General features: G+C 36.6%; 10 protein-coding genes, 1 tRNA gene and 1 pseudogene. 3 read left to right on the forward strand and 9 right to left on the reverse strand.

Features of this window, described 5'->3' with window-relative positions:
• The 7 genes from D5R40_RS24885 to ndhL all read right to left on the reverse strand — a co-directional run bounded on the left by D5R40_RS24885 (nucleotide 1) and on the right by ndhL (nucleotide 5,290).
• The gene (locus D5R40_RS24885; RefSeq protein ID WP_192901307.1) at nucleotides 1-147 is read right to left on the reverse strand and encodes a hypothetical protein; all 147 of its coding nucleotides are present in this window, start codon (nucleotides 145-147) and stop codon (nucleotides 1-3) included.
• 75 nt (nucleotides 148-222) lie between these two features.
• Entirely contained in the window at nucleotides 223-810 is a 588-nt protein-coding gene (locus D5R40_RS24890; RefSeq protein ID WP_124155383.1) for a class I SAM-dependent DNA methyltransferase, read from the reverse strand.
• A gap of 92 nt (nucleotides 811-902) precedes the next feature.
• The gene (locus D5R40_RS24895) at nucleotides 903-1,490 is read right to left on the reverse strand and encodes a class I SAM-dependent DNA methyltransferase (protein ID WP_124155384.1); all 588 of its coding nucleotides are present in this window, start codon (nucleotides 1,488-1,490) and stop codon (nucleotides 903-905) included.
• Between the two features lie 626 nt (nucleotides 1,491-2,116).
• Entirely contained in the window at nucleotides 2,117-3,052 is a 936-nt protein-coding gene (locus D5R40_RS24900; protein WP_124147582.1) for a phosphoribulokinase, read from the reverse strand.
• A 457-nt stretch (nucleotides 3,053-3,509) separates the two neighbouring features.
• Nucleotides 3,510-4,316: a tryptophan synthase subunit alpha gene (trpA, locus tag D5R40_RS24905; protein ID WP_124147583.1), complete on the reverse strand. Its 807-nt coding sequence runs from the start codon at nucleotides 4,314-4,316 to the stop codon at nucleotides 3,510-3,512.
• 417 nt (nucleotides 4,317-4,733) lie between these two features.
• Nucleotides 4,734-5,054, reverse strand: coding sequence for a DUF3007 family protein (locus tag D5R40_RS24910; protein ID WP_124147584.1), 321 nt, complete (start codon nucleotides 5,052-5,054; stop codon nucleotides 4,734-4,736).
• On the reverse strand, nucleotides 5,054-5,290 hold the full coding sequence (gene ndhL / locus D5R40_RS24915) for an NAD(P)H-quinone oxidoreductase subunit L (RefSeq protein WP_124155385.1): 237 nt from the start codon (nucleotides 5,288-5,290) through the stop codon (nucleotides 5,054-5,056). The genes D5R40_RS24910 and ndhL overlap by 1 nt, the downstream gene beginning before the upstream one ends.
• A 572-nt stretch (nucleotides 5,291-5,862) precedes the next feature.
• On the opposite strand from ndhL, the gene D5R40_RS24920 reads away from it, so the two are divergent.
• A tRNA-Leu gene (locus D5R40_RS24920) sits at nucleotides 5,863-5,946 on the forward strand.
• Between the two features lie 368 nt (nucleotides 5,947-6,314).
• Nucleotides 6,315-6,437: a hypothetical protein gene (locus D5R40_RS41420; RefSeq protein WP_275670465.1), complete on the forward strand. Its 123-nt coding sequence runs from the start codon at nucleotides 6,315-6,317 to the stop codon at nucleotides 6,435-6,437.
• A 127-nt stretch (nucleotides 6,438-6,564) separates the two neighbouring features.
• Here D5R40_RS41420 and D5R40_RS24925 read toward each other — a convergent pair whose 3' ends face one another.
• Nucleotides 6,565-7,512, reverse strand: coding sequence for a ribonuclease Z (locus D5R40_RS24925; RefSeq protein ID WP_124147585.1), 948 nt, complete (start codon nucleotides 7,510-7,512; stop codon nucleotides 6,565-6,567).
• Between the two features lie 144 nt (nucleotides 7,513-7,656).
• Here D5R40_RS24925 and D5R40_RS24930 point away from each other — a divergent pair, with 144 nt between their 5' ends.
• Nucleotides 7,657-8,823 (forward strand): SpoIID/LytB domain-containing protein, encoded by a 1,167-nt coding sequence (locus D5R40_RS24930; RefSeq protein WP_124155386.1) that lies wholly within the window; start codon nucleotides 7,657-7,659, stop codon nucleotides 8,821-8,823.
• A gap of 395 nt (nucleotides 8,824-9,218) precedes the next feature.
• On the opposite strand, the pseudogene D5R40_RS24935 reads toward D5R40_RS24930, so the two are convergent.
• Nucleotides 9,219-10,662: pseudogene (locus D5R40_RS24935) on the reverse strand (hypothetical protein).
• Nucleotides 10,663-12,454: the final 1,792 nt, after the last annotated feature.

Consider the following 12,454-nt stretch of genomic DNA (forward strand, 5'->3'; position numbering starts at 1 on the left):
CTAAAATACTACCTTGATGGTAATTATATTGATGGAATATTTTAGCTGCCTCATGTGTTGTGCATTACATTTGGGGTCTTTGACTACATCATCATAGTTGGCAGCAAAATCATCATAAAATTCTTCAGCAGAAATTTTATTTACCATAATTTATAGTTCAAAATTGATTTATTTTTACTATCCCGCACTCCGTTAGGAGGCTAACTGATAACTGAAATTACTTTAGTTTTTTTGTTCAATATAAATCATCCGAGTTCTGATAGGAATACCTGTAGTTGGAGAAGTCCAACCTAATATAAAATAATCTTCAATAGCATTTTCAATTGTAATTTTTGAATGGTCGTAAACTGGCACAACAACGTTTTTAATAAATTCCTCCGTTGTCTCATCAATACTAATCAAAATAGCTTGACGAGCTATTCGAGTAATATGCTCGATTGCTGTTTGAGAATCTTCAACAAATAATAATGAACCCAGACAAAAAACAAAATCGTAGGAATTTGTATCAATTTCAGGTAAAGCTGTTTCAATTGATTTGTGGATAGTTTTATAACCTCTTTTAGCTGCATAATCTAGAATTTTACTAGAAATATCAATACCTGTATATTCAAAATTTCCCTGTAATAATTCACTTAGAAAACCTGTGCCACAACCAATATCTAAAATACTACCTTGATGGTAATTATATTGATGGAATATTTTAGCTGCCTCATGAATGTGTTGTACATTACACTTAGGGTCTTTTAGCACATCGTCATAGTTAGCAGCAAGTTCATCATAAAATTCTTCAGCAGAAATTTTATTTACCATAATTTATAGTTCAAAATTTATTTATATTTACCATCCTATATAGTATGATAAATAGGCCATATTAAATGTCAAACCTTAATTAAACCATTACCTTAGTTTTTTTGCTCAATATAAATCATCCGAGTTCGGATAGGAATACCTGTAGTTGGAGAAGTCCAACCTAATATAAAATAATCTTCAATAGCATTTTCAATTACTATTTTTGAATGGTCGTAAACTGGCACAACAACGTTTTTAATAAATTCCTCAGTTGCCTCATCTAAGCTGATTATAATATTTTTACGAGCAATGCGATAAATATGCTTAATTGCTGTTGCAGCATCTTCAACAAAATACAATGAACCCAAACAAAAAACAAAATCATACGACTGAGAATCAATTTCAGCTAAAGCAGTTTCTATCGGTTTATGAATAGTTTTATAACCTCTTTTAGCTGCATATTCTAGCATCTTAGCTGAAATATCAATCCCTGTATATTCAAAATTTCCCTGCAATAATCCACTTAGAAGTCCAGTTCCACAACCTATATCTAAAACACTGCCTTGATGGTAATTGCGTTGTTGGAACATTTTAAGCGCTTCATTTACATACTGTACTTTAGACTTAGAGTCTTCGATCGCATCATCATAGTTATCAGCAAATTTATCATAAAATTCTTCGGCGGAAATTTTGTTCAGCATAATTTCTATTTCAAAATATAACTAGACTGACAAAAGTTTTAATTCTTAGACCACAATATAAACCTTCCATAGAACTTCTCCACAAGACTTGTATTTTTTACCGAAAAATTTTGGTCTAAACCCTCCTCTTTTAAGGAGATAAAAAGCTGTCGTTCGCGACAGCGGAACGGAGTTCTCTCTTCGGAGCTTCCTGTAAGGTGCAATGGGAAGGTCTCAGAGTCATATCCAATGGAGCAAGAGAAAAGAGAATTCCGTATTTTTGTAGCCTCCTTTTTGGGCTGCATAATCTAGCATATTAGCTGAAATATTAATCCCTATATATTCAAAATTTCCCTGCAATCATCCACTTATAAACCCTGTTCCACAACCTATATCTAAAATCCTGTCTTGATGATAATTGTGTCAATGGAATATTTTGAAAGCTTCATTCAAATGCTGTGCATTACACTTACCCTTAAACACAACATCATCATAATATTTGATAGCATAATTGTCATAAAATTATTCGGCGGAAATTTTGTTCAGCATAGTTTCTATTTCAATATTTACTGATACTTAATCTACCGATCCAACCAAACTTTAGTGATAAAAAATATGACAAGAATACGACAGTTAAAAACTAAATATTACTGATAAATATTAGTTGCCTTAATCATATGATAAGCAACAAGTAACTGAGTCAAAGCCAAAGGATAACTCTGAAGCAGTTCCCCAGTTGTACCAACTAACTTACCAAGATCTGGATCTCCTTTCGGCGAACAAAAATCCCTTAAGTAAGGGGTATCCTGACATAAAATCATCTCTAACTCATTTACCTGTTCCTTAGTCGCATGACTATCAATTTCCAAAACATCCACTGGTTTACCCATATCCCGGTCTAACCCCAAGCGCACTGCTGGCTGAAAACTAGGGCTACCTTGGCCAATAATCTCTAGAAAATCTGGGTGAGGAATAGTTGGCCTAAGCACCAAGCGTACATGAAGTTGAGAGCTATTTTCATCATTTGAAGGAGGATAAAAAGTAACAACGACATCTGCCCACTTGCGTTGGGGACGAATAAAAGCCTCCGAATCTGGTTCTCGTTTTTCCATCTCTTTGAGAACCTGTTCTTCACTATATCCCCTCTTCATAGTATCCCGTTTTACTTTCCACTTCGCCCTTAAATCCTCTGGTGGTGCAAGATACACCTTCACATCGTAACAATCTCTCGCCCCCCTAGTCGAATAACCCAATAGTCCTTCAACAATCACAAACTTGCTAGGCTTAATATATTCTGGCGGGTCAAATTTTCCCGTTGAGTGATTATAAATGGGCTTAAGAATTGCTTGTCCAGTACGCAGCAGAGTCAAATGTTGCTGCATTATGTCAAGATGGTTACAATCTGGGTGTAGGGCTGTAATACCTATTTCCGCCCTTTGTTTGCGGTCATAGCGATGGTAGTCATCTGTACAAATGACAGTCACATTTTCTGGCCCTAAGACTTGAGCAATTCCTCTAGTCAAAGTAGTTTTACCCGCAGCGCTATCACCGACAATTCCTAGAATGATTGGACGATAATTCATAATTTCACTTCTCCCTACTACCGGACAACGGCTTACATAAAACAACTGGAAATTTCTAATTATTTCTCAATTTTACGATCTATTTGACACTAGCGATCGCTCTACTGAAGTGATAGGAAAAAATCTTTATCTAGAAAATTTCTCAACAACTATCCGACCAATTTTTAGAAATACTAAATAACAGGGAATAGGGAACAGTTAATATTAACAAGTAACTAAAGCCATCCAAAACACAGAATCCCAAATACAAAATTCTCAAATCATACCTAGAATCAGCAATGCCAAAAATTCCAATTAAAATCTTTCTTAATTCTTCAGGCAATAAACAGACTTCTACTAAATACTTCTTCTAACAATAATATAGTAGTCTAAGGAAAGGTTAGGATAGATCGACAGCTTAAAACTCAAACAATGTAAGATTTTTCCTTCTTCCTTCTTTCTTCTTCCTTCTTCCATACTATAAACTAATAGCACCCTTCAAACTTCGACAAAACTGCCCGATCGCCTCCAAACCCTCATCCGGCGTTCCCTCAGCCAAACGCTTCACCACAGCACTACCCACAATAACCGCATCACTCCCCCAATTTTTGACTTGCACAGCGTGTTCCGGTTGAGAAATGCCAAAACCAACACCAATAGGTTTATCTGTCACCCCTCGCATTTCTACCAACAAATCTTCAACCCGGGTCTGTACTTGATTACGCATTCCCGTCACCCCAGTCACACTCACCAGATAAATAAACCCTTGAGACTGACGAGCGATCGCCTCTATTCTCTCTTTTGGGCTAGTAGGAGCCACCAACAAAGTCAACTCAACCCCAATATCCGCAGCAGGTTTCAACAAAATATCCGCCTCCTCCAACGGCAGATCCGGCACAACCAAACCCCTAGCACCAGCATCATAAACTTTTTTCAGGAAGCTCTCCACCCCTCGAGACAAAATCGGATTATAGTAAGTAAACAAAATAATTGGCGATCGCAACTTCTTGCTCGTCGTCTGCACCACCTCCAACACCGACTCCAAAGTAGTCCCCCGCCCCAAAGAGCGAGTAGCAGCAGCCTGAATTACTGGACCGTCAGCCAAAGGGTCAGAATAGGGCACACCCAACTCAATCAGATCGGCCCCGCTATTATCCAATACCTCCAAAGCTTTGGCCGTAGTTTCCAAATCTGGATCGCCTGCCGTAATAAAAGGAATAAAAGCACACTGGCGACCATTTTCCGAATTGCGTAGAGATTCAAAGCGATGAGAAACTGAAATCATTTTTAATTTTCAATATTGGATAAATAATTTGTCAAAATAATTGGGTCGCGCAACCCCGCCTTTTAAGGCCAAATATTTTTGGAGGTTTGCTCAAATCCCCTACTTCCCCTCCTGGGAGGGGGAGGGGCGAGGGGTGGGTTAACTTCTGACTTCGTTAATCTGTTGCGGGTTTAATACCCTACCGTCGGGGGTACTTCAAATTGCTTGGGGTTTTCAACAATTAATAATTAATAATTACCTCTCCTTGAAAAGAAGAGGATTGAAGCTTAAGGAAAATTTTTTCTTTTTTCCCTTTTAAAGGAGAAGCTTTAAACCTTAGTTATTTGGTAAGACACGAAATGGTCGGTCGTTGACTATCCATGAGCAATTTTTCCTTCTGCCTTCTGCCTTCTGCCTTCTGCCTTCTGCCTTCTTCAATTATTCCTGCTTATTCTGAGCTGCCCTTTCTTGCTCAACTTCTGCCTGCAACTGAGCCAACTCCTCTGGAGTCATTTCTTCCAGACGCTTTTGGATCACTGCTTCCTCATAATCCTTTAACTGTTGGTTATAGGTCATATTACTATTACTAACCCGAAACAAATAAGTTAGTAGCCAGGCAACCAAGCCACCGACCAATACAGCTTGTGTCCAGATACCAGCATCTACACCATTTACTCCTACTACCTGAAATATCAAGTAAAGGATACCACCAGCAGCAAAAATACCGACACTTATTCCAATAGCCTCAATTCGTCGCATTAACCTTCAATTTGTCGCCGTCTGGGGCGAAAGTTCAAAAATGGGGACAAAACTAACATACCAGGGAAGAAGAAGAACATCAAGAAATACATAAAGCCTCGTTCAAAGGAACTAACAACATACCAACGCATATTCAAGTAAGCATAGACTATAGCTGGCATTACCAAAAGGTATGTTCCTGCTAGGACTGCATAAATAATTAGAATTATCAGGTTCCCGTCTAGTTCTAAGTTCATAAACAATATTTATTTAGAAATTGCAATAGTTAATTGTGTTCTGTTTAATATATTATTAGTTTAATGGGTATTTTTCCCTCAACCCTCCAAATTATTGCATATTTTGGCAGGACTCAGTTTTTTGAGAAAAAAATTCTCAAGTTGAGTAAACCTCCAGATAGAAAAGCTCGGCCCAGATGCAGGAGAGTACTCTAAACCTTCACCTTAGCCCAAACTTAAAATTGATTTGGCCAGCCTTAAATACCTTGATTTTCCCTTTTTGAGGAACTTCTATTCTCAACTTCTTCCATAACAGTGCGCACTGGTATATTTACAAACTGCAGGAACTACCCAGTAGCTAAAAGTCTCATAAGATTCCTGCGGAATATTTCCCTACGGAATCCTACGCAAACGCCAAAGGTTTTTTATTTCCCCTGTTGCCTGTTACCTATTGCCTGTTGCCTGCGCAAAGCGCCATACAAGAAATTTAAAATTTTTTTTCAAAAGACTTGCCAAAAATTTGAACATTGTGATTAAATAAATAAATGAGCTTTTTATGCAAATGCAGTAAGTTCAACACTCGACATAAAAACGGGGGTGTGGCGGAATGGTAGACGCTACGGACTTAAAATCCGTTGACCTTAACAGTCGTGTGGGTTCAAGTCCCACCACCCCCATCCGTAAATGTCAATCAAATTTGGCCATCAAAAAAAATTTTCAAACCTCAAACCAAGCAAATCAAAAGCCACTTCTAATTTTATTCCCCTGTGGTGCTTCACAAAATGAATAATCCTAAGATTTAGTCCTCATAATATGGCAGTCGAAAGAAAGGTTAGGACTGTTCAAAAGTTTAAGATAGTCCTGCATAGTAATGTATACAGGAAAAAGGGCATTGCTGAGGGGTGGAATGAATATAAGTGGTAAGTTAAGTGGGAGCAGGCATCCTACCTGTCTCCATCCTGCCTGTCCCTGCCTGCCCTGAAAATATCAGGAACGGGCAAGAGGCCCATTCCACAAAACTATGAATTAAAATAATTCCGCATTTATGCAACGCCGGAAAAAGGAATACCTGGCACGGGAGCAAGATGCTCCCACTGCCGTGCCTCGTAACAAAAATAATGAAAATATACAACCATTACAATGCAGCATCACCAAGTTTAAAACTTAGACAAAATAAGACTTTTCCTTCTGTCCCAGATAACGAAACGCCTTCTCCCTTCTTCCTTCTGTCCTAGATAACTAAACACCTTCTCCCTTCTCCCTTCTCCCTTCTTTCTTCTTCCTTCTTCCTTCTGCTATAACTGACAATTCTGATCAAATCTAGGAATTTCATAACTCAAAAAATCATAAGCCATATCAGTATTAGGAAAAATAGCACGCGCCTCCTGTAGCAAATCATCCAACAAAATCGGATTCCCAGGAGCATATCTAGGACTAAAATGAGTCATCATCAAACGTTTAGCACCTGCGGCCAAAGCCACCTGTGCAGCCATAGTCGAAGTAGAATGTAATCTTTGAAAAGCCATATCAGCATCCCGATGAGAAAAAGTAGCCTCGTGAACAAGTAAATCTGCATCCTGTGCCAGTTCCACCGCCCCATCACAAAAAACAGTATCAGTACAATAAACAAACTTCCGGCCAATCTGAGGTGCCCCACATAAATCAACCCCACTAATTCTGCGTCCATCAGACAAAGTAATCCACTCACCCCGTTTTAACTTGCCATATATAGGACCAGGAGGAATACCCAAAGCTTTAGCCTTTTCCACATCAAAATGTCCTGGTCGGTCCTTTTCCGTTACCCGATAACCAACAGCAGGAACCCGATGTTTTAAATAACCACAACTAACAACATATTCATCATCCTCATAAATTACACCAGGTCTAGATTGGTAAATCTTCAAAGGATAAGCCAAACGAGTTTGAGAATATCGAATACAACCTTGCAAGTAATCCTCCAGAGCAGGGGGGCCATATATATCGATACTTTTAACATTGCCCCCCAAACCACAACTAGCTAATAACCCCATCAGACCGAAAATATGGTCGCCGTGCATATGAGTAATAAAAATACGAGTCAGTTGACTGACCTTAAGTTCACTGCGGAGAAACTGATGTTGAGTTCCTTCCCCACAGTCAAACAACCATAATTCACCCCGTTGAGGCAAGCGTAAAGCAACACTCGAAACATTACGCGACCGCGTCGGGACACCAGAGCTAGTTCCTAGAAAAGTTACCTGCAAAACTTCAAACTTCCTCAATAAACTAAAAAAATATGATAAGTATATCCACAGTGATAATTATTTTCTAATTTTACCCTGTGAGATTTATTCTGGCTTTTGCCTACATTAGTTAACCTTAAAGTTAAATATAAAATCTAAAATCTGATGAGTTCTGGATTGCTATTTATTTCAGTTATTAATCGTTCCATTAAACCACTAAAACACTACTTTTGGACATCCATTCTATTCTGGTTACTAGCGATCGCCCCTGCCCAAGCTTCCCTAGTCTTGCGAATTGCCATTCAAGAAGGGGCAAAAGAAGTTAAAGTAGGAAGTTCCACAAATGCTACCATTAGAGATGGTGCTGGTAGAGCTATTGGGGAACTACAGCCAACTAAAGGTTTTGTCGCCGAATTAAAATCAGGAAAAGTTGCTTTGGCAAACTGGGTATCTGGTCAAATGTGGATCGAACCCAAAGGAGAAGGTTATGTATGGATAGGCGATCAGTGGTATCGTGGACGTACTCACATTATCCCTAGCAAATCAGGAGTTACAGCGATCAATTACATTGATATAGAACAATATCTATATAGTGTTATTGGAGCAGAAATGAATGGCAATTGGCCTCAAGAAGTTCTAAAGGCCCAAGCAGTGGCAGCCCGCTCCTATGCTCTGAATAAGCGTCAAGAAAATAGTAATAATTTCTACGACTTAGGCAATGACCAACTATGGCAAGTATATCAAGGAATTAAAACAGAGTCTCAAGGTACTTATGCTGCTGTTGATGCTACAAAGGGTCAAGTGCTTACCTACAATGGTCAAATTATTTTAGCCTTATTCCATTCATCTTCTGGAGGCCACACGGAAAATGTAGAGGATGTTTGGTCAAACCCACTTCCCTACCTCCGCGCGGTTCCCGACTTCGATCAAGATGCCCCAGTTTATGAATGGACAGAATCATTTACTCAAGCAGAATTGAAACAGCGAATATCAGGTGTAGGAAATATCATATCTATGACACCTCAGACTACTACTCCTCACAATAGTGTTATTACTATCAAAGTTTTAGGGGATGCAGGAGTTAAAACTCTTCAAGGTACAGATATTACAGCAGCTCTGGGATTAAAAAGTACCAGGTTTACAGTTACTCCTAATAAAGATGAAGGCCAACAAATTCCCAGCAGTTTCCAAATTACTGGAAAAGGTTTTGGTCACGCTGTAGGAATGAGTCAATGGGGAGCTTATAATTTAGCTCGGAACGGATATAATTACCAGCAGATTTTGTTGTACTATTACCAAGGTGCAAATTTAGCGAGAATTGATATACGCTAAAATTAAAGTTTAGACATTATTTTCTAAATCTAAGTAGGTAGACGTTAAAGTTTATTGTTAGATGAAGGCAGGAGACAAAGGCCAAAAGGCATAAGGGAAGAACTTTTAGAGCCACTTTACTTTTTGTTACATAGTTAGTTTTTTTCGTGCCTACCTACTTAAGTCAATAAATTCTACTTCTACTGTTAAGTAAATAAATCTCAAAAACCTAGATTTTACTAAAAATAAAAGAGTTAGATTGGTTTAATTAAAGCTGTTGAAATACAAAAATACTCCTGATGTAGGTATATCTATGATTTTATTGATTAGCTTATTCTCAAACAACTTTTGTTCAGCTTAGATTTATATGATAATTCTATATTCACAGGTATTTTCAGTTTAATAAAGTAAATAACTTATTCCTTAGTATCTGATTGATTTAATCTTTTTTGCCATTCAGCATCAATTTTATCTGCTTGTTCAGTTTCCTGTTCTAGGATACTATTTTCAGTTGTATATGCTAAACTTTCGCGACCAATAATAGTTTCACTAGCAAATTTTTTAGCATATACAACTGAAAATAGTTTCCTGTTCTAGGATACTATTTTCAGTTGTATATGCTAAACTTTCGCGACCAATAATAGTTTCACTAGCAAATTTTTTAGCATATTCAATTTTCTGTTTTAACTGATGATCGCTATGATTCAAAGTAATAACTCTTTTTTGTCTTTGTTGATTCCGTACCTCTACTTTACTATTCTGCCATTGTACCCAAAAATAACGAATTAAAGGTAAAACTAAAAAACCAACACCATAAACCAGTAGAAGAGGATAAATAACTTCAACAAAAGAAATAAATCCTCCTAACTGAGCTGCTACTGTACCATCTTCTAGCAAAGAACCTAAAACTAAAGCACCAACAAAATTTATAGCACCCAACCCAGTTGCTAACATTATTTGACCAGAAGTTGCCTCACTAAACCGCCAAAGTTTTTCCTTTAAAAATGCAGAAACAGGCTGAGAATTCCACCCTTTTGCCGTTGCTTGTAACTCAGGAAAATGATAAACAATTTGACCTTCAGGACTAACCTCTGGACGACCATTAAAACGAATTAATACTGGTAAAATATACTCTTCATATTCCAAAGCATAACCTTTACCCAAATCATCTAAATAAGGAGCAATTTGTTCAGCAACTACCGCCCCTTGATTATTCTTAATCACAGTAGCGATCGCCCACCAACGTCGATCATCTAAATTGTAATTTGGGTTGCCATCTCCAAACAAAAAAGAAAACACCGCTTCAAAAAAATTCATCCCATTTTTTTCACCTTGGGAATGATATTCTTGTCTTTGACGTTGATATCTGTAGGGGCGATCGTAATAACCCCAATCAAACAACAAAAACCAATTAGGATTAAACCAAAACCCAGGGAAAAACATCATTCCGCCACCGGAATTATTACTCCTACCACCTGAATCATTTCTATCACCACTAGAGTTAAGAGAAATCACAATAATCGCAATAGCCACCAGTATAATTACAAGAGAAAGTATCAACAAAATACCAAAAGAAATTCGGATTAAATAAAACAATACTCGCCAAACTTTCTCCCACCATTCTCGCCATCTTAACCGCCAGAATTTATTCCTTAAAATACCCCTAAAATTCTTAGGAAATAAATAAGCAATTTCCCCTGTTTCTGATACTTGTAAATGACCACCAGCATCTGTAGCTAAAGCTAATAATCCTTGTTCTGCCACTTTCACATCTAATCCAGCTTTAGCCGCCACATCTCCCACTGTAACACGGTAGTCCAAATTCTCCACGGCTGTTATTATCGCAGGATTTGGAGTCATAACATTACCTCTGACCTAATTTACTTATCTACTTTAAATTATAGACAAAAAATAATCTATCTAGGAGTAAGCATTTAGCTCTCAGTTATTAGTAGTCAGCTATCAAAACGCTATACTAATTAGAAAAGTTAGTCCAGACAAATTTTCCTCAAAAAATGTAGAAGTTGCCAGGTAGATAAAATCTGGTTTGATGCGGTTTTATCCATACTTTTAATTATTTATTAGTCACTCAATCTTGATTCCGACTTCATTTAGTCATCAGCTAATTGGTGATAAATGAGGGCTTAAACCTAAATACAAAAAGTGAAAATAGTCAACAAATTCCCGCTATATTATCTGGTTTATATTATGTATTCTGTAATTGTAATTTTGCCACAACACAAATAGAGATCAATAATGCGGTCTCTTATAGCAATTATCAAACTTAAATATTTTGAACTATATTTGAAAATTTTTACAAATACTTTAGGATTGTTATAGTGACTTTAAATAGGTTATGAAAAAGACGTTATTCTGAAAAGGAACATCTAACAACTGGGTGCATCTCATATTTGCAAAAATACTTTTTTCCTATATATTCCCTATTCCCTGTTGCCTGTTGCCTAAAAGTGATAAGTTTTTGGCTTTATTAAAAATTGAGATGCACCCTAACAACTTAACCCTACTTTCCTTGATATACCTTTACTATTTAGGATGTTTATATAATATCGGCAAATTATGTGTAAAAAAATCTCATCTAAGTTTCAACTCTCCAATAAAAACACTATATGATGAGTGAGATTTATTTTACTTACTCGATCCAAGTTTATGTATAACTCATCTTGCTAAATAAAGACTAATTTATATCTCTTGCCATTCTATTTTAATTGTAATTTTTTAGGGAAAAAGTTACTGAGTTAGTATAGCAATCCTAAATGATTTGTGAGAATTTTTATAATAGTTAAGATTGACGAAAAACCTCGATAAATCTGACTCCTGACTCCTGACTCCTGACTCCTAACTCCTAACTCCTGATTACTACAGAAATATTACATAGGACTGCTATAGTTAAGTCATAAATTCAAAATTTATAGTAGCATTTTGAGATAGTCATCAGTATAGAGAAATAATTGAAAAAGATAATTCCACTTAGTTAGTGTGAAATTTCCGACAATAAACCCAATGTCAATTGTTTATCAAATTAAAATCAATCGTGATTGAGAAGGCAAGAAAATCTAAATAATTCTTCACTCATAAACAATTACTAGAGTTATTAATTGATATTCTACTAACAAACAAAATAAAAAAAATTATCCCTAATCCAATTAAACATTCATGTATTCTTCTAATTATATATAGTATTTTAAAATGAGATGTAAATCTATATTGAGCTTTTTTATAATCAAAAAATCCTGTCTTGAGTATCCATTAATTATTGTGCAAAGCTACTATTTAATGCTGTTTTTTCTTCTTTACTGTTCCCTGTTCCCTGTTCCCTGTTCCCTTTTGAGTAAGACTCTGTCTCCGCATTTCAAATGAAAAGGCTATATAGCAATCCTAAATGATTTGTGAGAATTTTTATAATAGTTAATATTGACGAAAAACCTTGAAAATTCTGAGTCCTGACTCCTGACTCCTGACTCCTAACTACCACAGAAATATTACAATTTAAATAGGATTGCTATATTATAATTTTATCTTGAATACCTCCAAGAAAAGAGAGGATTTACTGGCATAATTTTAGTCAGAGATTCAAGCCATAAACTCAAAAATTATGTTTGACCGAAGCAGGATAAAAGTAAAGTGCAAACAT

Source organism: Okeania hirsuta (genome assembly GCF_003838195.1).
Classification (GTDB): Bacteria; Cyanobacteriota; Cyanobacteriia; order Cyanobacteriales; family Microcoleaceae; genus Okeania; species Okeania hirsuta.

Excerpts from the sequence above, each read along its gene's own strand:
- D5R40_RS41420 (WP_275670465.1), top strand. The coding sequence starts at position 6,315 with ATGCAACGCCGGAAAAAGGAATACCTGGCACGGGAGCAAGATGCTCCC.
- D5R40_RS24930 (WP_124155386.1), top strand. The coding sequence starts at position 7,657 with ATGAGTTCTGGATTGCTATTTATTTCAGTTATTAATCGTTCCATTAAA.
- D5R40_RS24890 (WP_124155383.1), bottom strand. The coding sequence starts at position 810 with ATGGTAAATAAAATTTCTGCTGAAGAATTTTATGATGAACTTGCTGCT.
- ndhL (WP_124155385.1), bottom strand. The coding sequence starts at position 5,290 with ATGAACTTAGAACTAGACGGGAACCTGATAATTCTAATTATTTATGCA.
- D5R40_RS24895 (WP_124155384.1), bottom strand. The coding sequence starts at position 1,490 with ATGCTGAACAAAATTTCCGCCGAAGAATTTTATGATAAATTTGCTGAT.
- D5R40_RS24885 (WP_192901307.1), bottom strand. The coding sequence starts at position 147 with ATGGTAAATAAAATTTCTGCTGAAGAATTTTATGATGATTTTGCTGCC.
- trpA (WP_124147583.1), bottom strand. The coding sequence starts at position 4,316 with ATGATTTCAGTTTCTCATCGCTTTGAATCTCTACGCAATTCGGAAAAT.
- D5R40_RS24910 (WP_124147584.1), bottom strand. The coding sequence starts at position 5,054 with ATGCGACGAATTGAGGCTATTGGAATAAGTGTCGGTATTTTTGCTGCT.
- D5R40_RS24900 (WP_124147582.1), bottom strand. The coding sequence starts at position 3,052 with ATGAATTATCGTCCAATCATTCTAGGAATTGTCGGTGATAGCGCTGCG.